Raw genomic sequence first — 24,446 nt, forward strand, 5'->3', positions numbered from 1 at the left:
TAGATTTGATTTTTTGAGAGTTGAGAGAAGTGTGTGCGGTTAATAATCGATTTTTGCTTTTCAGGTCAATATGAGTATGACAATATTTTCAAAAAAGTTTGTATGGTTTTCAAAAAAACTTTTAGACTGTTTTTTACGAGGACAATCTTAATCTTTTGTTAATCTCGCGGTCTTATGGACCAGCAGAATTTGTAGAATTTACATCATCCTCATCCAGATCGAACATCGTTTCGATCACAGCCTTCGCGTGTAACTCTTCAAGTATTTCTTTTGTGGCTTTCATACGAGCTTCATTGATCATGGATTGCTCAAGTTTGCCCTGAACATCGGCAAACGGAATATGTCCAGCCTCTTTTCGATCATTTACTTTTACGATTTGAAATGAGGTTGATGTTTCAAACACCTGGCTGGTCTGACCGATCGGAAGTGTAAACAGTGCTTCTTCGATTTCCGGTTCTGCCAGGCTGCCTCGACGAGTCCAACCCCATTGACCATTTTTTTCTGCACGTGTGCCATCGGAATATTTTTTAGCCAGTACGCCAAATTCTTCCCCGGCCTGTAATTTATGAATGACTTCATCCAACAGTCCCACAGCCTGGTCCTTGCCCCCATGCTTTGCATAAGTGATTCGGATACGCTGCCAGCGAACTTTGGATGGCACTTCATAGTCTTTAATATTGGCTTTGTAACGTGCCAGTACTTCTTCACGGCTAAATTTGCTGGTTGCTTTCGCTTTCACGGCCATAAACTGAATCGCAGACTGCTGCTTCAAAAACAGTTCTCGCTCACTATAAAGAGAACGCCCCTGCTCATTCAGTTTTGCTTCCACTTCCTGGGGTGAGTTTACACCCAGTCCTTTTTGCAGTTCGGGGATGCGTTCTTCTTCAAACGCGGTTTCCAATACTTCCTGCAGCTGATCCAGCTGTTCTTTCTTGAGCGTACTCTTCATTTCATGTATCAAAAGCTGGCGTTCAACGTGTCCTTTGAGGTCACGTTTCACCAGAGCACGTCGTAATTTCTGATACTCTTCAGGCGGCATTCTCTGCTCTGCCTGCTTGAGCTGGAAATTGTAAACGCCAATCACATCCGACACAAACAGCGGTGTTCCATTGACCATGGCAACCACAGTACTGTCAGAGAGAATATCTTCGGTATCTTCAACAGCGCTTTCGGCTGAAGTGGTAGATGCAGTGATGACCGGCGTTTCGAAAGGATTCTCAGAATCCTCGAAGTCCCCTTCCAGAATATTCTTCCTGTCATTCGCCCGGCTGGCAATCTCAGCATGCTTCAGCTTTTGCTGCTTCAGAGCGGATTTCAGGCGCGGCGGGGGCGGTCCCAGCACAGGGTTGTCTACTTTGGGAGTAGTTTCACAACCAACCATGCCAAGCGAAACAAGAAACAAAAAATATACTTGCGCGTAGCGCATCAAGATGCATCCTGCAGCTGATGAACGAATTTACGATTCGGGAATTTGAGAGACAATCAACAGGCGATACTGTAACAGTCAGAATTACATGGGAATTGTAAGGAGGGGAACGTTGACTGACACACTATCAATATCATCCATCAAGACAGAAAACGAATTCAAAACCGACTCGTTTTTCACCCCGTCAGGATGATGGTGCGAGATTATAGGTCGGATCAAAACTTTGTTGCAATACCGATTTGAGCTCTAACATGATTGTTTCCACATCAACGGCAGAAACCGGCAACGGTATGTACGCCGATTTATGATCTACAATGCGAACTGGAATCCGATTCTGATTGCTTTTTGCCAGTGCCAGGATATGATTTTTGTCCCGATAGCCTAAAACAGCGAAGTTTTCTTCCAGGCGAATACTATCTACCTGCCACTGCTGTGCCAGGATTTGTAATTCTTTCAAAATCAATAATTGTCGCACAGGGTGGGGAATATTCCCGAAGCGATCCTCGAATTCTGTCTCCAGATCCGCCAATTCATCCAGAGAACGAATCGCGGATAACCGCCGATACATTTCAATTTTGATGCGGCCAGGGGGGATATAATCCGAAGGCAGGTAGGCGGTACAAGGCAGATCGATGGCGACGTGATGGTGTTCCCGCAGGGGCTCGTTTTTCAGTCTTTTACAGGCATTTTCCAGCAGTTGGCAATACAGTTCATACCCAACTGCGGAAATATGGCCACTTTGCTCGGTTCCCAGGATATTCCCGGCCCCTCGAATTTCCAGGTCGCGCATCGCGATTTTAAACCCGGCCCCCAGCTCGCTGTATTCTTCAATCGCTTTAAGCCGTTTCGCAGCCACAGGCGTCAGTATCTGCCCATCGCGTAACAGCAGATAACAATAGGCCCGATGATGCGACCTCCCCACACGTCCGCGGAGTTGGTGCAGATCCGAAAGTCCATGATTGCCGGCATCGTGAATGAACATGGTATTGGCATTCGGTATATCCAGCCCGCTCTCAATGATGGTGGTGCAGACAAAGATATCAACTCGACCGGATACGAAGTCGTACATGGCCGCTTCGAGTTCGGATTCTTTCATCTGCCCATGCCCGATCCCGATCGTGGCTTCAGGAACAATTTGCTGAATCCGGTCTGCATACTTCTGTAAATCGTGGACCCGGTTATGCACAAAATAAACCTGCCCGTTTCGATTCAATTCGCGCACCATCGCATGCCGGATCAGTTCGGGATCAAAGCGGGAGATGCGTGTTTCGATCGGAACGCGATCACGGGGCGCTGTGGTCAAGTTGGAAATATCGCGTATCCCCAATAACGACATATGCAGAGTCCGCGGCACCGGAGTCGCGCTCAGGGTGAGCACATCAATCTGCAGTCTGAGGGACTTCAGCATTTCTTTTGCTTCCACACCAAACCGCTGTTCCTCATCAATAATCAGCAGACCTAGATCTTTAAATTTGATATCTTTCTGAATCAAGCGATGTGTGCCGATCACCAGATCGACACTACCCGAGGCCATGCCTTCCAGTGTCTTTCGCTGTTCCTTTTTTGTTTTGAAACGCGAGAGACCTTCAATGGTGATTGGATAATCGGCCATCCGCTCGCTGAAGGTCCGCGTATGCTGCTCGGCCAGAACCGTTGTGGGGACCAGCACGGCAACCTGCTTTCCTGAATCGATGGCTTTAAAAGCAGCACGGATCGCAACCTCGGTTTTACCATAACCAACGTCACCGCAGATCAAACGATCCATGGGTTGAGGTCGCTCCATATCATGTCGAATATCATTGATGGCATGCAGTTGATCGGTGGTTTCTGTATAGGGAAACGAAGCTTCAAATTCTTTTTGCCAGTGACTGTCGGGAGGATAAGCGATGCCTGGTTGAGCCGAACGCATAGCCTGCATGCGTAACATATCGCTGGCCATATCCCTGACGGCCTGCGCCGCTTTTTCCTTTTTGTTCGCCCAGCTTTTCCCCCCCAACTTGGACAGTTGAGGAATGTGTTTTCCACCCCCGATATATTTTTGCACAAGATGAACCAGAGAGACCGGCACATACATTTGCACTTTATCACGAAACTCCAAAGAGAGATGTTCTTCGCGACAGCCATCCTTCTCGAGGAGCTCCAAACCTTTGAAACGGGCAATGCCGTGTGAGAGATGTACGACAAAATCGCCCACATTCAAATCGAGAAAATTGTCGATGGCCCGGCTTTCGACTTTTCGCTTGCGCGGCTTGTGTCGGATATCAGCGCGGCCAAAGAGCTCATGATCACTTAACACGACCAGATGTTCGGAAACAATCCGAAAGCCCAAAGCCAGATTCCCAATACAGGTTGTCACGCGGCCGCTGATTTCCAGCTCAGACTCATTCAGGATCTCACGCAGCCGATCTTCTTCGCCCTGGTTATGACAACAGACGACAACGCGATCATGAGGACCGGTGATCGAAGCCAGTTCTTCAATCATTTCTGACTTCGCGCGCGTAAAACGCTCAATCGATTCAATCTGTAAATGGCAAGAGATCTCTGTTGATTCAGCAGAAATGGGCGCGATCGTTACGGATGGAAAATCGGTGCAGCGGGACATCATCGCGGGCACACTGAATAATCCTCGCGGATTTTCGAGCCGGTCCAGATATCGTCTGCCTTCATCAACCAGTTCTGGGAGTTCCACTAGAACAATACAGGTATTCTTCGGTAAATTGTCCAGCAGGCTTTCCGAAGCGGACTCATCCAGATCCCTGGCTAGCGTACGTCCTTGCGAATGTTCCTCAGCCGCGGAGACCGGGGAAATCAGCGTTAGATCAACCGATTCGCAAGTCTCGACAGTTCTCTGTGTTTCCACATCAAACTGTCTGATCGACTCGACTTCGTCGCCAAAAAATTCAATTCGCAGAGGAAGCGTGGCATCGGGAGAGAAAATATCCAGAATGCCGCCATGCATACTGAATTCGCCCGGCAGTTCAATTGCCGTTGTCCGTTCGAATCCACGCTCGATAAGCCAACTCATGAAGGGATCTGTGTCAATTTCATCCCCCACCCGAATCCTGCGAGTTGCTTCGCGACGTTTTTGACGACTGGGAACAGGCTGCAGTAAAGCGGGAAACGAAGTCACAATCACCGGCGGGATACTATCCGCATTCTGATCGAGTGGTACCAGTTGATTCAGTACCCTCAGGCGACCACCAAAAACCGAGTCCGCGACATCATGTTCGTCAGGTAAGGTTTCCCAAGCAGGGAACAGATCCGGGCTTCTTCCCAGAAAACTGGTAAGGTCGCCACTGAATTCGTCGATTTCTCCCAGGCGAGGAAGGACGATTAAAACAGGAGATTTCACTGTTTCTGCAATCGTCGCTGCAGTCAGCGCGCACGATCCTCCCCAGGCTCCATCAATTGTCCCGCTTTGACCTGACTGGAGAGCCGCAACCACAGCGGCGAATCCTTCGCTTCGGCTTAAAACGGGAACCAGATCCTGCATCGACTGAATCTGACTGTCGATTGGTTTGGTCATGTTCAAAATAATTTTAGCAAGCAGTGTGAAATTGTCACGTGCTCAACTCGAAAAACATGATTGCGTCACGTTTTCCAGACCATCCGGCGTGACTTCAAGGCAGCGCAAAGCTAGGATAGAAGGACTTGAGTCACTGATTACAAGGCGGAATGGAAGACCGATTTCATAAGAACGGCGTACAGACTTGCCTGATTTTACCATAAAGAGGGAAACAACGTGTCTGATAGTTACGATGTCAATGTTGCTCTGGGGCCGCGCAGTTATCATATTTCCGTTGTGAGTGACCAGTTCGACCAGTTCGCAGAAACACTGGAAACCTGGATGAACAATAACCCGGCATTCCGGAATTCCGTGAAGGAAGGCAACAAAACCGCATTCATTGTCACCGATCGGAACCTGTCGACATTACATACCCCCAAAATTGAAAACAGTCTTAAAACAAAGGGCTGGAAATGGGAAACCGCGGTCATTGAATCTGGTGAGAAATCGAAATCTCTGGCCGTAATTTCCAGTCTTTACGACCGACTGGTGGAGCTGAAGGCAGATCGCCAGACCGTTCTCATCGCAGTTGGGGGAGGCGTGACCGGGGATGCCGCGGGCTTTGTTGCTGCCACCTATGTCCGTGGACTACCTTTTGTTCAAGTACCAACCTCCTTGCTGGCACATGTTGACAGTTCCGTTGGAGGAAAAGTCGGCGTGAATCATCCACAGGCGAAAAATCTCATCGGCGCCTTTTATCAACCACTGGGCGTGTTCATTGATACCTCAACGCTCGAAACGCTTCCCGAACGGGATTATCGAAGCGGACTTGCAGAAATCGTAAAATATGGCGTCATTCTGGATTCCAAATTCTTTCAATACCTGGAACAGAATATTGAAGCACTGAATCAACGATCGCCTGACGCACTGCGAACCGTCATTGCCCGAAGCTGTGAGTTAAAAGCGGAAGTGGTCGAACAGGACGAGTATGAACGGACCGGCTTACGGGCCATTTTGAATTATGGTCATACCTTTGCCCACGCATTTGAAGCGCTCTGTGGCTACGGAGAGCTGATGCACGGCGAAGCGGTCTCCATTGGGATGGTCTACGCCAGTTACCTGGCTGAAAAGCTGAATTTGATCCCTCATTCAGACACAAAACGCCAGATTGAGCTCCTCCAGGCTCTGGGATTACCAGTTTCATTGCCGGAAGGAACCTGTTTGGAAACCGATGAAATCATCGACCGCATGAAACTGGATAAGAAAACCGTTGGTGGTAAATTGCGATTTGTTCTTCCCACCTGTATCGGACGGGTGGAAGTCTTCAAAGATATTTCGGAGTCACTTGTACGAGAAGTGCTTGAAGAATTAGCACAAACCAAAGCCCGCAATGATGACTTTCAAATCTAAGTCTCGATTCCTTATAGAAAATGACTGAATTTGAGCGTAGGTCATTCACCTCAATTTTCAAATCACGAACAGTGTATTAATACCTACCTACATACAGAATTTCCTTATTTCCAGGTCCCTTCCACTCTATCAACCGGTATACCTGTCAGAACCGATATAAAAACCCCCTCCAATTCGCCTTGTTGATGATCAGCGTTGGTTTCTCTCAAAAATAGAACCTAACCTTTATTCTAAGCCTGCTGATTTAATTCTTTCATGTAAGAGTTTGCGCTGTCAATCCGATGATCGTGCTTCAGATTTAATCATTTTTGACGCGTTTATCACAGGAAAAAGGTATCGATCCATGACAAGCTTAGACTTGGCTTCTACTGACGGGCAATGGCGTTTAATTAACCGGGAGCAGGTTCTGGATATGGCGGTGGGGGATGTGGAATTCCTCGCTGAAATGATCGAACTGTTCTTCAGCTATGTCCCGCAGCAGATGAATGATATTAAGCAGGCCGTTGAAAATAATGATTCTCAAGAGCTGGCAGAAGCGGCACACGCCTGTAAGGGAACCGTTGGAAACTATACCAAACTGGAGCCCTACCTCCTGCTACAAGCATTGGAGAATGATGGGAAGTCAGAACAACTGGATGAATCTCAGATCAAATACAATTCACTTGAAAAAGAAATTTCACAACTCATTGCTGAATTAAAGACATTGATGGCGCAAGAGTGTAGCAATGTTTGATCATCGTCAGCGCATGTAGGTTTAACCCAAAGGCAATAAAATGAAGATCTTAGTTGTAGATGATGTTGGTTACACATGCCATTTCCATTCACGCCTTGTTGAAAAGTTTGGCTATACCGCCTGCTCGGCTACATCTGGCTACGAAGCTTTAAACTATTTAAAGACCGACAATGACATTAGCATCGTGGTCTCAGACTTGATGATGCGCGGCATGGATGGAGTGGACCTCTTTCAGGAAGCACAGAATCTGGAACGTTTTACCGACGAAGGACAACTCGATCCACCCCAGTTCATTCTGATGACCGCGTTACGTATGGAAAAAAACTCGCAGGATAAAGATGTCCAACGTCTGAAACTGGCGAAAGAGTTAGGCGTGTCGAAGATCATGTTTAAGCCACTCGATCAGGATGAACTTGAAGCCACCTTAAAAGACATGGCCATGGGAGCCCCCAGCACTGCCTCCAGTGGGAAATCTCTGGATCTGTTTACTCCAACTCAAAAGTTGAAAGACGCCGTCAAAGAAATCATTGACTCTGGAAATGGGGGCGCCGCAGAGCAGTTTATTGAATGCTTAAATGAAGAAGTGACAAGTCTGCAGAATTTTCTGGAGAAGCTGGAAACCGTTGAAAATTAAACGTTTACAAAACACAACATCGAACGAACAAATGCAAATACTTTGATTTGTCTACTGGAGGGATTTGACTCGTTTTAAACGAGACCTATAGTTCCAATATCAGAGATCTATACAAACCTTGACCTTAACAGGAAACCAAACCATCTTGGTTGAAAATCGTATTCAACCTGACAACTTTTATTTGGACGCGGCGAATGAGCCTGATTAACCTGGAACAATATTCAGAGAAGCAGAACCGTGCGATTTCGCGCGTATTGGATTCATTGGATCGTCTCGATAGACGAATGAACCTCCATTACTCAAATAAGCGTGCGCACGAACGCAAAGACTTCCGTGGAATCGTCTGGATCTCCATTCCCGATGAGGAGTATGCCGAAGAGGGCACAGTCAATTCAATCAAAGTCTGGTCCCGCTCCATTTCGCAATCTGGTCTGTCTTTCATTTATCCCTTGCCGATTTATCAGAAAAACATTCACGTGGGTATTCCCGTCCAGGGCGATCAAGTTACGTGGTTCCGAGCAGAGATCGTCAGACAAAAGGAAATCGAAGAAGAACACTTCTGGGAATATGGGGTCCGGTTCCAGGGAAAAGTGATCGCATAAGACCTTTCCCTCTTTCCTTGCTGTCTGTTGATTTCAGACAAAATATCAACGTATGATTGTCTGCTTCTTTTTACGAGACATTCTATCCTGATCAACGGACAAGAGACGTGTGTCCCCAACTGTGGAAAACCCGGGAATGGACGACCAGACTGGTATCATTCACAAAAACTACTCCAAGATTCAAAGCTGCATCAATGCGGCCTGCCAGCGCTCACATCGTTCCCCGGAATCAGTCACGTTCATTGCAGTGACAAAATATGCCCGCCTGGAATGGGTCCACGCGTTATTAGAACTGGGATGTACTCATTTGGGTGAAAGCCGCACTCCGCAACTGGAAGAACGGGCTTCTCTTCTCCCCGCTGATCTACACTGGCATTTCATCGGCCCACTGCAACGTAATAAAGTCAGACGGACGGTCCAGCACAGCAGCCTGATTCATTCGGTAGATTCCCTGAAGCTACTCTCGACCATCGATCGTATTGCCGCAGAATCTAATTTACAACCACGAGTACTGATCGAGGTCAATCTTGCCGGCGAAACCAATAAAAAAGGATTCTCTCGCGAGGAACTCGTATCCAACTGGAGTTCCCTGTGCGATCACGCTCACGTTAAGTTAGAGGGGCTGATGACGATGGCACCACATACAGCCGACCCTGAACTGGCTCGCCCTGTCTTTCGAGAATTATCACAGCTTCGCGACCAACTCCAGGTGATCTCCCCCGCGCAGATCTCTCTGCACGAGCTCTCGATGGGTATGAGTGGAGATTTCGAAGTTGCCATTGAAGAAGGGGCTACGCTAATCCGAATCGGCAGTGCCTTGTATGAAGGATTAGAATCCGGGAGTTGAGTACACGACGTGACCACAGACTTACAGCTTGAATTTGATGGTACAGCCGTTCTGCTTCCCGTGCGGGCACAGCCTAAATCCAGCAAGAACCGGATTGACGGAATCCATGACGGCAGACTGAAAGTCTGTGTCACGCAGGCTCCGGAAAAAGGCAAAGCGAACAAAGCACTGCTGAAAGTGATCAAGGACGGCCTCAACCTCAGACGTTCACAAATCGAACTGCATAAAGGGGAAACGGCGGGGCTGAAAGTATTCCGCATCACCGAAATCACGCCCGATGAACTGCATCAAAAAATTCGGGATGCCCTGAACAAATCTGGTTAACTTCGCTAGCCGGGATCGGTCTAAAACGGAGTCCTCATAGACTCTATTCCACTGTTGGGGCGCTGAGCTGAAGCACGAACCAATGGCGTCCTGATCAGGAATTTTCAACCGTAGATTGCAGCGACATGAACGGGCTCATATAATCATCAGTAATGCGTCCGTATCTTTCCCCAAGAGGCCCTCGCTTTGTTTTCTGAAAGCCCACATACAGAAAGTGCCTGCGAGAATCTCGATTTAATTCCCCACCTGGTCTACAAGATCTCACAAAAGGACTATTTGACTATGAGTTATTCAATGCCCGTTCGCCTGCTCATGGGAGCCTTACTGGTTTGCGGACTTTCCCTGTCATCCAATGCGGCTGAGCCCACTCAACTTTCAAAGTCATGGGAGCAATGGAGAGGCCCTGATCGCCAGAATCATTCCACTGATACAGGACTTCTGAAAGACTGGAATGCGACTCCCCCAAAACTCGTCTGGACCGCCACTGGTCTGGGTAAAGGCTACGCCAGTGTTTCCATTAAGGACAACCGCCTGTTTACTACGGGGAATCTTCCGGAAGGCCAGGCTGTAATCGCCATCAATACTGATGACGGGAAAATTCTGTGGAAAACAAACCTGCTGGATTTGAACCCAAAACACGGCTATCCCGGCGCACGCTGCACTCCTTCCATCGACGGAGATCGATTGTATGCGATTTCTTCCAATGGTGCGATTTCCTGCCTGAGTGTTGAAGACGGGGAAATCATCTGGACGAAGAACTTCGAAGAGGAATGGGACGGAAAAATGATGTCCAAATGGGGTTTTTCGGAATCTCCCCTCGTCGATGGCGACCTCGTGATCTGCACACCCGGTGGAAAAGATGCCATGATGGTCGCTTTAGATAAAACAACGGGAAAAGAAGTCTGGAAAACCTCGGTCTCCGATCTGGGGGAAAAAGGCAAAGACGGTGCCGGTTATTCTTCGATCGTGATTTCGAATGCCGGCGGTGTAAAGCAATACGTCCAACTCACTGGACGTGGGCTGATTGGCGTTCGTGCCAGTGATGGAAAATTGTTGTGGAACTATAATCCGGTTGCGAACGGCGTTGCCAACATCCCCACACCCATTGTTTCCGGAGACTATGTCTTCACCTCAACGGGGTACGGCACGGGAAGTGCCCTGGTGAAACTTTCAAAAGAGGGTGACGGAATTAAAGCCGAAGAAGTTTATTTCCTTGATCCCAAAACGCTGCAAAATCACCACGGTGGTCTGATCCTGTATAAAGATCATATCTATTGTGGACACGGACACGGCAAAGGCTTTCCGATCTGTGTAGAATTGAAAACAGGCAAGATCGTCTGGGGCAAAAGAGAAGATAAAATTCGAGGCGAAGGATCTGGTTCTGCGGCAACAACCCTGGCCGATGGGCACCTGATTTTCCGGTACGAGAGTGGAGACCTGGCTTTGATAGAAGCGACCCCTGAAGGCTATAAACTAAAGGGCAGCTTCAAAGCAGATCAGGTTTTAGGAAAAGCCTGGGCACATCCGGTGGTCTGTGGCGGAAAACTTTATCTGCGCGAACAGGATGTTCTGATGTGTTACGACGTGAAAGAATAATCCTCGATCAAGAGATCGGTCAAATAAAAAACGCTCTGTCGAAACATCTCGACAGAGCGTTTTTAAATTGTATCGTCAGCAGATCCCCTATGAATCTCAGTGGCGCGTTCAAAATCAAAGCAGTCCCTGTTGAGAGGGCTTTGCGTGACTGATGTTTTCAGAAACAGCTTAACCTGCCGCGTTCTTAAATTTGCTGAGGTCAATTTTTCCGTTCCCTTCTACGGGCAATTTTCCGTTGGGGCAATAGCGAGAACGGGCAACGCTTGAGGCGATATTATAAGTGTAAACGGCATCCTGACGAATCAGAAAAATCACAGTCCCTTTGTTCTGTGCCCCGATTTTGTCGAGCAATTCCACAAAAGGCAGACTCTTCCGCAAATCGTCTCGACGAACCCGTAAGTCTTTTGAAGGACCATCCAGAACCAGAATTCCGTTTTTCGTGCATTCAATAAACGTGGGATTCAAATCAACGCCCGTACCGCCTGGCTGAATTCTGACCTCTGCAGCAACCGGGTTTTCCCGTTTGTTTAATTCGATTTTGAGCTTATCAATTTCCTTTTGCAGCTCCATCGGATCGTCTTTAATCTCTTCAATCCGCTTTTCCAGACGATTCGCTTCTGCCAGAAGTTTTATTTTTTCTTCCGGAGAAATATCATCCGGAATTTTCTTCTTTTCCTGTTTGAGCTTCTTCAACTCTTCCAGTGCCAGAATTAAATCACGGTTCAATTTTGACAAATCTTCGATCTGACTTTTGACATCGTCTATCTTCTCCTGTTTCTCCGTGATTTTTTTCTGCTCTGATTCAAACTCTTCAACCCGTTTCCAGACATCATCCTGTTGATCCATCTGACTCAGTGCCATGGCTGTGATCATCAAGGTAAGAACTCCAATGACACACGCCAGAATACTGAGAAACGGAAACAGTGAAACCGTTTCGGATTCGCTTTTCTTTTTCTTTACCACCGTATCACCACACTCTGGTTATCGTGCTCTTCTGGAATTTCCAAACAGTCCCCAGCGTTTACGGGGGGCTTCTACCTGTTGAATGAGAACCTGCTTCTCCCCCAGATCCGTCAAAACCGTATTCAATCCGTTCAAGCCCTGCTGAACCCCATTAAAGGACTGAGTTAACACACCAGCAGCTTCGGCCATTTCCGTCGCTTCACCGTTCATTTTTTCCAGATTTACCGCATGCGCTGATTGAATTTCGGTCATTTTCTCTTCAACGGTTTCCAGCTGCTTGACCACCTGTTGTACCTGATTCAACTGTTCTTCCTGCTGGGCACGAATCTTCTCGTCAATTTTACCCCAGGATTTCATCACGGACTGCGACAGGGTACTGCCGATCCCTTCCAGTTTTTCGATCCAGGTCTGCAATTCGGCATGATGATTCGCCATTGCTTTATCGATGGTCCGCTGGATCAGGCGTCGATGATCTTTTTCATCACCGCCACCGCCAACATGATCGCTCTCCTTCAGGCGTTTCAACAGGTTTTCATTACAGTACTCATCAACCCAGTTCAGCAGATCCTCTTCTGACTTCTGCATGGAGCTGCTGGGAAACATTACCAGCATACTCATTACCAACGCGACCAGTGTGGTATCGAAGGCAGTTGATAATCCACCCGTTACGCTCCCGAGTGAATCTTTCAGCGCAGAAATATCTTCAGCCGCATCCATACCACCAGAAAAACCACCCACGGCGGCACTAATCCCGATCACAGTACCGATGAACCCGAGGATCGGAATCGCCCAGATGAAGACTTTGAGAATGGTATAACTGGAATCGACGGCAGTCGCATCAATTTCAGATTGCGACTGCAATCGGCTGGAAACCTCGGCACTGCTTTTCAAGACACTGAAATGCTCCAGTCCGCGAAGTACCCGGTTCACCAGAAAACTTTCACGTGGATCAACGGGCAGGTTTTTCACATGCTCGATGAATTTGGGAACGGTCTTTTCGGAAATCTCTTCTGAGATATCTGTCGGTAAAGTATCAAACAGCATCGAATCTTTCTGTTTGGCCAGTTTACGCGATTTCAAAATGAGAATCGTACCAGACCAACTCATCAAAAAGACCAACGCGAATGGCACCCAACCCCGATTCCAAAACAATTCTCCCAGGTAATAGCTCCGGAAAGGGAACATCAGTACGAGAAAGATAATCGAAGCCACAATGGCAATGCCCCCACTCTTGGAGAGGCTCACTTCAGTGCCATCAGCCCAACCGCTGGAGACATTCTTTTTGCCTCCCGCACGAGAAGATGATGTACCGGTGGATCTTGACCCAGTACTCGAACCGGAAGACGAAGACGAGACATCGACGGACGTGTCGATCATCGGCGTTTCCGGTTTTTTGACCAGCATCGTATGATGGCAGTAAGGGCAGCGAACTTTTTTCCCTACATTTTCATCGCGAACTTTGAGTTTTTTAGAGCATTTTTCACAGGGAAACTGGAAATACATGGAAGGAACCCCAGGGAGCTGTAATCGTTTAGTGCAGTGACATTTGATAAAGATTTCGGGCCGAAATCATTCTTACCAGTCTATCCAAGCAGTCGCAGAGTCTAAAGTCAACCGGACATCGCATTCTCTGAAACGGAACAAAGACCTTGTTTTACAAGGGTCCACCCCAAGATTGACCTGACCACATTATACAAACAGACACTTCCCGTAAGTCAATTATGAAAAATCTGTCTTCAAGCTTGTTAATTGTGATCTAAATTCACCAGAATACACGAGATAAGAACAATTCGTTATACTGGGGACAGCTCGAAGTAATTTCATCAATACATCATCTGTTCTTTACCCGACACGTTTCGAGCGGAGAGAAAATCCTTACTAATAGAAATCTAATACATGTCTACTGAATCACCAGAAACGACGAACCGCTACTGGGCCGGGTTCGATCTGGGCGGCACTAAAATGCTGGCCAAAATTTTCGATTCACAATACAAAACACTCGGAAAAAAGCGAAAAAAAACCAAAGGTCATGCAGGCGTCGAACAAGGCCTGGAACGGATGGTTCAGACGATCCATCAGGCACTGGAAGAAGCGGGGCTGACACCCAATGACTTAGCGGGAATCGGCGTTGGTTGCCCGGGACCTCTGGACTTGGACAAAGGGATTATCTTTGAAGCTCCCAACCTGGGTTGGTACAACGCCCCTGTGAAGGATCTTCTGGAAAAAGCGTTCGGCTGCCCAGTCGTCATTTGCAATGATGTGGACGCCGGCGTCTACGGTGAGTATCGCTTTGGTGCAGCAAAAGGTTCAACCTCGACCATTGGCATCTTTCCCGGTACAGGGATTGGAGGGGGAGCCGTCTACCGAGGGCATCTGATCCAGGGTAGTAAAAGCTCCTGCATGGAAATTGGACACATTAAAATATTACCCGAAGGACCGGAATGTGGTTGCGGCCAGCATGGTTGTCTGGAAGTTCTCGCCAGCCGACTGGCGATCTCCGCCGCCGCCGCCCAGGCCGCTTACCGGGGAGATGCCCCGACCCTGCGATCCATGGTCGGAACCGATATTTCGGACATTCGAAGCGGGATCCTTGCCTCCGCAATTAAGGGCGGTGACCGAAGCGTCGAAAAAATTATTCTCCGAGCGGCTGAATACATTGGTATTGCTGCCGGAAATATGGTTCATATTTTTTCTCCTGAAGTCATTGTACTGGGAGGCGGGTTGGTGGAAGCAATGCCCGACCTGTTTGTTCCAGCTGTTGCAGAAGCAACTCGCCGCAATGTGATGCCGACTTTTAAAGATTCATTTAAAGTGGTCGCCGCACAATTGGGAGATGATTCCTCAGTCATGGGGGTTGCAGCCTGGGCTCGAACCGTCATTCAGGAAACGATGTCGATAAAAAATGAAACCAGAGTATGAATACAAAAGATTCAACGCTGACTGAAACAACGACCAGTTCCAACCGTACTGACAATCGCCTGATTGCGGTCATCGATATCGGTACGGGCGCGATTCGTATGGCAATCGCTGAAATCAAAGAAGATGGAACTGTCTACGCACTGGAAAGGCTGTCACAGGCAGTCACACTGGGGAAAGATACATTCCAGACGCGCAACATTCAGAAACCGACAATGGAAGAATGCGTTCGGATTCTCAAAAGTTACCGCCGACGCCTGGATGAATATCAAATCACCCGTGACGACCAGATTCGCGTCGTCGCTACCAGTGCAGTCCGTGAAGCAGACAATCGACTGGCTTTTACCGACCGGATTTTCATTGCCACCGGTTTTGAAGTCTCTCCGCTGGATGAAGCAGAAGTCAACCGCATCACCTACCAGGGGATTCGGCCCTATCTGGCAGCAAAGCCTAATCTGGATGAAGCGCAGACCATTGTGACCGAAATCGGCGGTGGAACCACAGAACTGCTGCTGGTGCAAAACGGGAACGTTTTATTTTCCAGTAACTATCGCCTGGGGGCACTGCGTCTGCGAGAGATGCTGAAAGGCTATCGCGTACCATTGTCGAAAGAACGCACGATCATGGAAAACCAGATCGAACGCGTCATTCAGCAGATTGTCCATGAAGTACCGCCCGATAAATCCATCAAACTGGTCGTGCTGGGCGGCGATGTGCGATTTGCACTGGCACAATTACGCCCTGAAGATGAAATCCCCGATCCCGGGAATTCCCCCGATGAACTGGATCGGCTCAAAGTTTCCGAACTCAGTAAGTTTACGGATAAAATTCTGCAGAAAAATGAAGATGAGCTGGTCCAAAATTACCATCTGGCGTTCACCGACGCAGAAACGCTGGGGCCGGCTCTATTGGCTTACACCAAACTGGCCCAGGCCTATAAGCTGAAATATATTTACGTCACCAAAGCCAACTTTCGAGACGGGCTGCTCAAAGAAATGGCAGACCAGAGCACCTGGTCGGACGAATTTTACACACAGGTCATCCGTTCGACGATCGACTTTGGTAAGCGTTTTGATTTTGATGAAACGCACGCACGCCATGTCGCATTTCTGGCTGATACCCTGTTCCAGTCACTGCAAAATGAACACAAGCTCGATTTACGGAATCGACTACTGCTATACACGGCCGCGTTATTGCATGAAATCGGAATCTATGTGAATCAACGCGGTTACCATAAACACTCGATGTATTTAATCAGTAATGGGAATCTGTTTGGACTGGGACAGTCCGATTTATTACTGGTTGCGTTAATCGCGCGCTACCATCGGCGAGCCTCCCCCAAAGCAACGCATGAAGGCTATTCCACGCTGGATCGTTTCAGCCGGATCGCCATCGCCAAGATGGCAGCAATCCTGCGGGTCGCCGATGCGTTGGATTATTCCTACAGTCAACGCGTTCAGGAAATTGAGTGCGAGATCGTGAAAGGGCAGTTAATCATCTCCATTCCCCATGTAGAAGATGTCTCTCTGGAACAAATCGCCTTGGTCGAAAAAGGTCCGTTGTTTGAAGAAGTCTTCGGACTCCAGGTACATTTGCGGAAAAAATAACAAGAACAATTCGTAGCAGCGACATTAGCTCCTGTCGCTGCCCCATGAACAGAATAAACTTACTTATATTACAGGTTGCGCATGGCCCCTAAAGCTTCGAAATATCTCAACCGAGAATTAAGCTGGCTGGAATTTAATCAGCGGGTACTGGATGAAGCCCATGATCCCCAAATTCCGCTACTGGAACGCCTGAAATTTCTGGCCATTACCAGTTCGAACCTTGATGAATTCTTCATGGTCCGAGTGGGGGGGCTCAATTTATTACAGGCCAGCGGAAATAAAAGTACCGATCCGTCAGGTATGACGCCTAAAGAAACACTGGACGCCATCAGCCTGCGTGCACATAAAATGATGGTGGAACAATATCAGTGTTTACTTGAGGAAATTGAACCTCCGCTGGCAGAATCCGGCTTCCAAAGGGTCAACCCACAAGAACTGACAGACGCGCAACGGCGGATTGTCGAACATGTTTTCAGAGATGAAATCTATTCCGTATTGACACCGATGGCGGTGACGTCTGAAACAGACTTTCCGTATCTTGTAAATCATACCTTGAATATCGTGGTCCGGCTGGGGCCCGATGAAAAGTCAGAAACGCCACAGGATCGGTTTGCCGTCATCCCTTTTGGAAGAACAGAATTTCGGTTTATCACACTCCCCTCAGAAGGCGGCTATCAATATCTGCCAATGGAAGATGCTGTCTGCCTGTTTATCGAACAGTATTTTCGGGGAGAGCATGTACTGGAGAGCATCCCGTTCCGTGTCACCAAAAATGCTGACGTCAGCCTGCAGGATGAATTCGCATCAGATCTGCTGCATCAAATGGAGGATATGCTCGATCAACGGAAACAGGGAGACTGCATTCGGCTGGAAATCGCCGAAGCCGTTTCTGTAGAGACGCTGGAATTTCTGGAACGTGGCTTAGGCGTCCTGGATGAAAATGTCTACCGGATACCCGGGCCGCTGGATCTCACCGCGTATATGAGACTGACTGATATCTCCGGATTCGATGCGCAAAAAGATGTGAACTGGCCGCCTCAACCTTCACCGGAAGTAAATCCTCGCATCAGCATGTTCGAGAATATTTCCCGTCAGGACATTCTGTTATGCCATCCTTATGAAAGCTTCGAACCGGTTGTCCGCTTGATTGAAGAAGCTGCAATGGACCCGGACGTCCTGGCGATTAAACAGATTTTATATCGGACCAGTAAACGCAGCCCGATCGTCGCTGCCCTGATTCGTGCTGCCGAACAAGGCAAGCACGTCACCGCCATTGTGGAACTGAAAGCACGCTTCGATGAAGCACGCAACATCGAATGGGCCAAAAACCTTGAGCATGCCGGCGTGCAGGTCATCTACGGCGTCAAAGGACTCAAGACACACGCCAAAATCTGCTGCATCGTCCGCCGGGAGCCACAGGGAATTCAGCGCTATCTGCACTTCGGTACGGGCAATTACAACGATGCCACCTCGAAAATTTACAGCGACATCAGTTACTTTACGCGCGATGAAGTTTTAGCCTCAGATGCGATCAACTTCTTCAATTCGATTACCGGTTATTCTTTACCCCAGAAATATCAGAAGCTGGAAGCAGCTCCCATCAGCTTGAGGGATAAAATTCTAGATCTGATTCACCACGAAACCGAACGTAAAAAACAGGGACAGAAAGCGCGGATTATCGCCAAGGTCAATTCACTGGTTGACCCGGAAATCATCGATGCCTTATACGAAGCGTCCGAAGCGGGTGTGAAAATCAAACTGAACATTCGCGGCATCTGCTGTTTGCGACCGGGTGTTTCTAAATTGAGCAAGAATATTGAAGTCGTCAGTATCATCGACCGCTTCCTGGAACACGCGCGGATTCTGTATTTCTATCACGGCGGAGACGAGCGGGTTTTCATTTCCAGTGCTGACTGGATGCCACGCAACCTGGATCGTCGCGTGGAACTACTGGTTCCCATTGAAGAAGAAAACTGTCACCGCAAAGTCGTCAAAATTCTCAACACCTATTTTGAAGATAACGCCAAGGCCCGTGTGCTGAAAAGTGACGGCGCTTACGAACGCATTACGCCGAGCAAGGAAAAGAACCTCGTCCGCTGTCAAGAAGTGCTGTATGAAGAAGCGGTGGCGGCAATCAAGCAGGCAGAAAAAGCGGGCCGTACTGTGTTTGAACCGCACATGGCGCCTGAAGATCAGAAATAGCCCGAACCACTTTCTGTCCGCTCGTGTCAGTACACAGGAAATCAGTACTTTTTTGCAGAGTGAATCCCCTGATTATTGATCTCCGTGAATTTCTGATGAATTGATAAATCCATATCCCATTCAGACAGAATAAGTTACGGCTGACAACAATTCCCGGTTCCGAGAATTTCCTGCGGTTCACTACAAAAAGGTATTGCCTCTTTTGGGGGAATGGTAAAAATACAAGTAGATCATGTATCGCACCCACGCAGTGCGATAAAACTAAAGCCTGTGTTCTAGTTGGAGCTACAAACCGATGAAGAAACAGGGAGTTTATCCAAGAAAAGGAGGTGATTGAGTGGACAGTTATTGTTGTAGCCAGAAAGGTGGTTGTTCTTAGCGACTACTGGCGGGTTGTCATCGACAACCACCACTCGTGAGGATCACCTCGATCCTAACGAAAATTGAACAGAGGCTGACTTGCCTGAGCGTAGGTCAGCCTCTCTTTTTTAATGTATGAAGTGCCTGCAAAAAAACAGCACCGGATTTTCGATCCGATGCTGTTTTGTTTTACTATTCTTCTGAGGTGGCGTGTTTGCCTTAGACCTCGTTGGGTACAACAAAGGGCTTGCGGTATTCACGTGTCAGATATTTATCTGCTTCCGAATCATTCACAAACTGCTCCGTCTTGGGATCGAAGTTCAGTTGACGTCCCAAGCGAAACGCAATGTTCCCCAGATGGGCAATTCCGGAACTGGTGTGAGCCGTCTCGACAGGACCATTTAAAGTCTCTGCTTTACGTGAACGGACGGCGTCCAGGAAGTTCGTAAAGTGCAGGTCGACGGGATCATCGCCGCTGTTCTTGGGACCAGGTTCTCCTTTTTGTCCCAGGAAGATTTCATAAGAGTTATATCCCTTCACAACCATATAACCTTCAGAACCATAGAAGATATTCCCCACTGTGGCGCCCCCTTCGCTGTTGGTCATCCAGGGTCGTACTTCAAACTGAATCATTTTGTTTTCTTCAGGATAGAAGTAGTTGGTGGAAAGCACTTCCGGAGTCACCTTATCATCATCCCAGAGGAACTTGCCTCCCATGGCGGTGATTTGCGATGGCAGCTTGACATCCAGTCCCCACAGGCACATATCAGTTTCATGCACGCCCTGGTTTCCGACGTCGCCGTTCCCATAATCCCAGGTCCAGTGCCAGTTATAGTGCACCAGACGGCGGGAGAAATTGGTTTCCTGAGCCGGCCCCTGCCAGAGATTCCAGTCAAGGAAATCTGGTGCCTTCTCATCCGGTTTGTGTCCGATTGAGGGTCGCCAGCGGAAGACCAGACCGCGGGCCATATACACATCTCCAATAGTCCCTTTACGAAGATGTTCCACACCTTCCTGGATCGCAGGCTGACTGCGAAGCTGAACGCCGTGCTGCACGATCCGTTTGTATTTCTTTGCCGCCTCAATCATTTTGCGACCTTCGAACAGATTATGTGAACCCGGTTTTTCCACATAAACGTCTTTACCGGCCTGACAGGCCCAGATCGTTGCCAGCGAATGCCAGTGATTGGGAGTCGCTACCGTCACAACATCAATGTCATCCCGGTCGAACACCTTTCGCATGTCCGTTTCCGTTTCGACTTTCCGACCGTATGTTTTCTCAAATTCCGCAGCACGTTTTGCCAGAACCTGTTCGTCAGGATCGCAGAGCAACACGACATCAGCGCCTTCAATATCGCCAATGGCTTTGATATGTCTACGACCGCGGCCATTGACTCCCAGAACGGCAACTCTGATTTTTCCGTTCACATCGGCGCGTGCCGTGTTCCCCAGCAACGACGTCGCCGCCACTGCCCCTGCGCTGGTTTGAAGAAAATTACGTCGTGTGACTTCACTCATGATTTATCCTTTAATTGGTTTACAGGAAATACCTTAAAACAGAAAACAGACCACCTCCACAGCTCGTTTCTGTATATAGCTCATCGTAAGTAGACAGTCAGGCAATGTCCAGACAATGAATCGCCTTCCACTTAAATAACCGCGACAGAATTTTCTTGAAAAGAGGGTCCGACTGTAAGGGCATCTCATTGATTCATTATCGCAACATAATGCAGTGTGCTGTAAATGCTGAATTAATCATCAATTACTGATCTCTCTGCTCTAGAGGTGTGGCATATTGTTGATTTTGGTCGACAGTTTTCATTCATCAAAATCGGGTTTTCTTATGATCAACACAAGTGATCCCGCATCTGCTTTGCTGAAATAATCCCGTCTCAGAAAGAATTTGTGTTATACTTTCGAGGGATAAATTATGAATCAAAATAAATACAAAACCTGTATCATTTTACGAATAATCGATTCCTGCCTGAACGCAGAATCGACCACTGTGAAATAACTTTATTGGGAATGCTCGCTCCTTCTGCAGGGACGAGTTTTTTTGTGTGTTTCATGAGGTGGCATTCCACACTAGTCTGAACAGTGATGCAAAAGGCATTTTAAACCGAATGGCAAACGTCATTCATCACTTACTTGTTTGAAACAGGAACATTTTACTGTTGCATTTTTTTAGTAGAAAAAGGGGCCTATGAAAGTACTAGTAGTCGATGATGTTGGATACACGTGCTACGTGCACACCAGACTTCTAGAAGAGCTTGGCTATGAAGTCCTCTGTGCCTCTTCCGGATTTGAAGCACTGTCTATCCTGGAGAAAAACAGTGATATAAAAATTGTTTTCTCCGAACTTGTCATGCGGGAGCTCGACGGCCTGGATTTATTCCTGAAGGTCCAGCAACAGGAACACTACAATGATGACGGGCAACTGGAAGCGCCCATGTATTTCTTGATGACCAGTATTCAGCCTGCCAACAAAGCACAATGTCGTCAGACAGAACGACTGGAACTTGCCAAGAAACTGGGGATCACCGGTGTCATCTATAAAACCCGTGATCGGGAAGAACTGAAGCATGCATTCGCTGACACATTAAAAGATACCTTAGGCGAACTCTCTGAAGCAACCCCCATCGACATCTACACACCGGCCCAATCACTGTGTGAAGTGATTAAAGATATCATAGAAACCAAAAACGTGGAAGCCGCCGAAGAGTTCTATGACCTCATGACGTGCCAGGCGGAATACCTGGAATATTTCATTGCCAATTCAAGACAAGTCGCTGAAATGGCTTAGCAGTTTCTACGACTCTCCAGCAACAAAAAAGATCAGCCTGCCCCGTAATTGCGGTGCAGGCTGATCTTTTCGATTAATGTCATCTCTCATCCCCTCGGCAATCCCGCCTTTTTGATGGCGTTTTGACTTCGCCCCTAGTATCATCGACATGAGTCATACGTAGTATGATTCCCTGTCGAAATTGCTTCCACACAAACTCCTGGCAAAGAAAACACGATGATGGCTGATCAAAAGACATTGCTGGCAATTGGTGCGCACTTTGACGACTGTGTGTATGGTGTCCCCGGTCTGATGCTGAAAGCAGTCGCCAAAAATTATCGTGTGGTTCAGTTAATTCTGATCGGCGACTACAGTAACTGGCCGCCCACGAAAGGACGGGAAGAAGCCTTCCGAAAAGCCGTCTCCACGATCGCCCGTGAATATGGTATCGAAACCCGCTTCCTCGATTTCGCCTCGCATCAATATGATACGAATGAAAAAACGAAACAAAAGGTGGCTGCGGCAGTCCATGACATCAAGCCGGATATCGCACTGCAGATGTGGGAGTACGATCACCATCACGATCACACCGTCGCCTCCCAACTCAGTAAAATTGCCCTCAATCATGGCGGACGGGTTCTGAATCAGGATCGCTTTAAACGCCCCCGTAAAATATATCATTATGATAACGGCCCGGGACACACAGTTGGTTTTGAACCGGACACATTTGTAGATGTAACTGACTACTGGAACAAATCAATGGAGTGGCTCGGACGCTATATGGCTCTGCAGCGGAATGTCGACTATAATCCGACACAAACTAACGGTGCCCTCCAGGGAAAAGAAACACTGGCGCGCTATCGTGGACAAACCTGTCATGTGAAATATGCGGAAGCACTCTGGGCTCCCCGAAAACAACCCGTTGAGATCTTATAGTAGTCCACTCAGATTTTTCATTCTGGCCAACATCACGAAAGGATTCCCATGAGTCTCGCAGAACATATCAAAACGACTCTGGAACTACCGACACTCGTTGTCACAAAATATCTCGAAGACTTAACCGATGCCGATCTGTTTGTCAGACCGGCTGAAAAAATGAACCACATCGCCTGGCAGTTAGGCCATTTAATTCAGAGTGAGCACTTTCATGTAACGCAGGTCTTCCCCGATTCGATGCCAGGGCTGCCTGACGGTTTTCAGGAAAAATATACAAAAGAAACCGCAGCCAATGAGAACCCCGCCGATTTTCATACCAAAGCGGACTACCTGCAATTGATGCAGGAACAACGTCAGGGGTCGCTCAAAGTGCTCGCAGGGCTGAGCGATCATGAACTGATGCAGCCCGCTCCCGAATCGGTACGCTACCTGGGACCAACCGTAGGCTGTATTTTTGCGGGGGAATCCACACACTGGATGATGCACGCCGGCCAGTGGGCGGTTGTTAGAAGAAAACTGGGGAAACCGCCACTGTTTTAAGAAGATTTTTCTGTTTCAGGTCGCTGAAACGGCTCGGGTTGAATCCACTGCGTATATGCGCGCGGCGTTCCCAGCAAACGGCCCTGCTTCCCTTCTGGTGTCCCCCATGTCACAGCAAACAGATAGCCGTTCATCTCACCCACCAGACTCGTATGGAGAATCTTATTTTGAGGATTGCGATGAATCAGTAAACGGACCTGATCTTCTAACGCGGTATAAGTCTGAAAGTCCCCAATTGTGGACTCGCTGAATTTGAGATCCTGTTTGAAGCGATCCAGCATCCGCTGCGTCGCACGATAGGTTCCCCCCGTGGGACTGACTACTTTTTTGCCGCGAAATAAAACATTCCGGTCATCGTACGCCAGAACCACAAGCCGTCGTTGTTTACTCCCCTTCAACCAGTTTAGAAACTTCTTGCCATGCTGGTCTTTTTCACTGAAAGAATAGTTGGCATCCAGAAAAATAAAACGGTCAACCTGATCCGGTATTTCTGCCGATCTGTTCAGGAATCCCCATAGAAAACTTCCCCCGCCGCTATGACAGGCGAGTGTGAGCTGTGATTCTTTGAGCGGAATCGCTTCTAGGATGGAATTGATCACAGTTCGAATCCGCTTTGGATTATCGGGATGCCTGGCGCGCCAACGAGGCCAACTGAGACCCTCTGCTTCCAGACAGACCAGGATCAGGTTCTCGCGCTGGTTCAGAGACTGCCATTTCCGGTGCTGGGCAGCGATATGCTGGATATCAAAATGCCAATCGCGTCCTTCTTGCTGCTGACACCCCAGTGTCTGCTCGATCGTACTACCATTCGGAGTCGAAAACAGAACCACACGACTCGGCTTATCTGGATCAATTCGCTCCGGCCCGGGCGCAACAATAATCGAACGGACTTCCGGCTCTAGTGACAGATAGGATATTTGCTCATCAAACAAGGGACTTATCTGAAAGCCAGGCCAGACAGAAGGCGACGTTTCTGCGGCCAACAGTACGGAGTAACAAAGCAAACTAATAAATAGAGTCAAACAGGTACATCGGCGCTGCATACCACTGGGCCTTAATGGAT

At 48.2% G+C, this 24,446-nt stretch carries 19 protein-coding genes; 13 read left to right on the plus strand and 6 right to left on the minus strand.

Translation table 11 applies throughout. The features are described from left to right. Positions 1 to 172: 172 nt before the first annotated feature. The gene (locus tag Enr17x_RS23320; RefSeq protein WP_145312080.1) at positions 173 to 1,426 is read right to left on the minus strand and encodes a peptidylprolyl isomerase; all 1,254 of its coding nucleotides are present in this window, start codon (positions 1,424 to 1,426) and stop codon (positions 173 to 175) included. Positions 1,427 to 1,610: 184 nt separating this feature from the next. Then, a complete protein-coding gene (gene mfd / locus Enr17x_RS23325) occupies positions 1,611 to 4,952 on the minus strand; it encodes a transcription-repair coupling factor (RefSeq protein WP_145312081.1) in 3,342 nt (1,113 codons plus the stop codon). Positions 4,953 to 5,168: 216 nt separating this feature from the next. On the opposite strand from mfd, the gene aroB reads away from it, so the two are divergent. The 7 genes from aroB to Enr17x_RS23360 all read left to right on the plus strand — a co-directional run bounded on the left by aroB (position 5,169) and on the right by Enr17x_RS23360 (position 11,077). Continuing rightward, complete coding sequence (aroB, locus tag Enr17x_RS23330) at positions 5,169 to 6,341, plus strand: 3-dehydroquinate synthase (RefSeq protein ID WP_145312082.1); 1,173 nt, start codon at positions 5,169 to 5,171, stop codon at positions 6,339 to 6,341. A gap of 343 nt (positions 6,342 to 6,684) precedes the next feature. Further along, positions 6,685 to 7,074 carry an Hpt domain-containing protein gene (locus Enr17x_RS23335; protein ID WP_145312083.1) on the plus strand — a complete coding sequence of 130 codons (390 nt, stop codon included), beginning with the start codon at positions 6,685 to 6,687 and terminating at the stop codon, positions 7,072 to 7,074. A 40-nt stretch (positions 7,075 to 7,114) separates the two neighbouring features. After that, on the plus strand, positions 7,115 to 7,708 hold the full coding sequence (locus Enr17x_RS23340; protein WP_145312084.1) for a response regulator: 594 nt from the start codon (positions 7,115 to 7,117) through the stop codon (positions 7,706 to 7,708). 194 nt (positions 7,709 to 7,902) lie between these two features. Beyond that, positions 7,903 to 8,310 (plus strand): PilZ domain-containing protein, encoded by a 408-nt coding sequence (locus Enr17x_RS23345; RefSeq protein WP_145312085.1) that lies wholly within the window; start codon positions 7,903 to 7,905, stop codon positions 8,308 to 8,310. Positions 8,311 to 8,446: 136 nt separating this feature from the next. Continuing rightward, complete coding sequence (locus Enr17x_RS23350; RefSeq protein WP_145312086.1) at positions 8,447 to 9,157, plus strand: YggS family pyridoxal phosphate-dependent enzyme; 711 nt, start codon at positions 8,447 to 8,449, stop codon at positions 9,155 to 9,157. A 9-nt stretch (positions 9,158 to 9,166) separates the two neighbouring features. Further along, positions 9,167 to 9,481: a DUF167 domain-containing protein gene (locus Enr17x_RS23355; RefSeq protein ID WP_145312087.1), complete on the plus strand. Its 315-nt coding sequence runs from the start codon at positions 9,167 to 9,169 to the stop codon at positions 9,479 to 9,481. A 282-nt stretch (positions 9,482 to 9,763) separates the two neighbouring features. Continuing rightward, on the plus strand, positions 9,764 to 11,077 hold the full coding sequence (locus tag Enr17x_RS23360; protein WP_232100830.1) for a PQQ-binding-like beta-propeller repeat protein: 1,314 nt from the start codon (positions 9,764 to 9,766) through the stop codon (positions 11,075 to 11,077). Between the two features lie 168 nt (positions 11,078 to 11,245). Here Enr17x_RS23360 and Enr17x_RS23365 read toward each other — a convergent pair whose 3' ends face one another. Together Enr17x_RS23365 and Enr17x_RS23370 are read right to left on the minus strand one after the other, a co-directional pair. Beyond that, positions 11,246 to 12,040 carry a PALP domain-containing protein gene (locus Enr17x_RS23365; RefSeq protein WP_198000757.1) on the minus strand — a complete coding sequence of 265 codons (795 nt, stop codon included), beginning with the start codon at positions 12,038 to 12,040 and terminating at the stop codon, positions 11,246 to 11,248. Positions 12,041 to 12,058: 18 nt separating this feature from the next. After that, the gene (locus Enr17x_RS23370) at positions 12,059 to 13,543 is read right to left on the minus strand and encodes a MotA/TolQ/ExbB proton channel family protein (protein ID WP_145312089.1); all 1,485 of its coding nucleotides are present in this window, start codon (positions 13,541 to 13,543) and stop codon (positions 12,059 to 12,061) included. A 393-nt stretch (positions 13,544 to 13,936) separates the two neighbouring features. Between Enr17x_RS23370 and Enr17x_RS23375 the strand changes: the two genes are divergently transcribed. From Enr17x_RS23375 to ppk1, 3 genes are all read left to right on the plus strand, one after another. Further along, positions 13,937 to 14,959: an ROK family protein gene (locus Enr17x_RS23375; protein WP_145312090.1), complete on the plus strand. Its 1,023-nt coding sequence runs from the start codon at positions 13,937 to 13,939 to the stop codon at positions 14,957 to 14,959. Further along, positions 14,956 to 16,563: a Ppx/GppA phosphatase family protein gene (locus tag Enr17x_RS23380; protein ID WP_145312091.1), complete on the plus strand. Its 1,608-nt coding sequence runs from the start codon at positions 14,956 to 14,958 to the stop codon at positions 16,561 to 16,563. The genes Enr17x_RS23375 and Enr17x_RS23380 overlap by 4 nt, the downstream gene beginning before the upstream one ends. Positions 16,564 to 16,644: 81 nt before the next feature. Continuing rightward, positions 16,645 to 18,765: a polyphosphate kinase 1 gene (gene ppk1, locus Enr17x_RS23385; RefSeq protein WP_145312092.1), complete on the plus strand. Its 2,121-nt coding sequence runs from the start codon at positions 16,645 to 16,647 to the stop codon at positions 18,763 to 18,765. Positions 18,766 to 19,344: 579 nt separating this feature from the next. Here ppk1 and Enr17x_RS23390 read toward each other — a convergent pair. Beyond that, entirely contained in the window at positions 19,345 to 20,643 is a 1,299-nt protein-coding gene (locus tag Enr17x_RS23390) for a Gfo/Idh/MocA family oxidoreductase (protein ID WP_145312093.1), read from the minus strand. Between the two features lie 685 nt (positions 20,644 to 21,328). Between Enr17x_RS23390 and Enr17x_RS23395 the strand changes: the two genes are divergently transcribed. The 3 genes from Enr17x_RS23395 (at position 21,329) to Enr17x_RS23405 (ending at position 23,383) form a co-directional block, all read left to right on the plus strand. Continuing rightward, the gene (locus Enr17x_RS23395; protein WP_145312094.1) at positions 21,329 to 21,928 is read left to right on the plus strand and encodes a response regulator; all 600 of its coding nucleotides are present in this window, start codon (positions 21,329 to 21,331) and stop codon (positions 21,926 to 21,928) included. Positions 21,929 to 22,144: 216 nt separating this feature from the next. Further along, the gene (locus Enr17x_RS23400; protein ID WP_145312095.1) at positions 22,145 to 22,843 is read left to right on the plus strand and encodes a PIG-L deacetylase family protein; all 699 of its coding nucleotides are present in this window, start codon (positions 22,145 to 22,147) and stop codon (positions 22,841 to 22,843) included. Between the two features lie 48 nt (positions 22,844 to 22,891). After that, positions 22,892 to 23,383, plus strand: a complete 492-nt coding sequence (locus tag Enr17x_RS23405) for a DinB family protein (RefSeq protein ID WP_145312096.1) — start codon at positions 22,892 to 22,894, stop codon at positions 23,381 to 23,383. Here Enr17x_RS23405 and Enr17x_RS23410 read toward each other — a convergent pair. Continuing rightward, entirely contained in the window at positions 23,380 to 24,315 is a 936-nt protein-coding gene (locus Enr17x_RS23410; RefSeq protein WP_145312097.1) for a hypothetical protein, read from the minus strand. The genes Enr17x_RS23405 and Enr17x_RS23410 overlap by 4 nt on opposite strands. Positions 24,316 to 24,446 lie beyond the last annotated feature (131 nt).

Source organism: Gimesia fumaroli, assembly GCF_007754425.1.
Taxonomy (GTDB): domain Bacteria; phylum Planctomycetota; class Planctomycetia; order Planctomycetales; family Planctomycetaceae; genus Gimesia; species Gimesia fumaroli.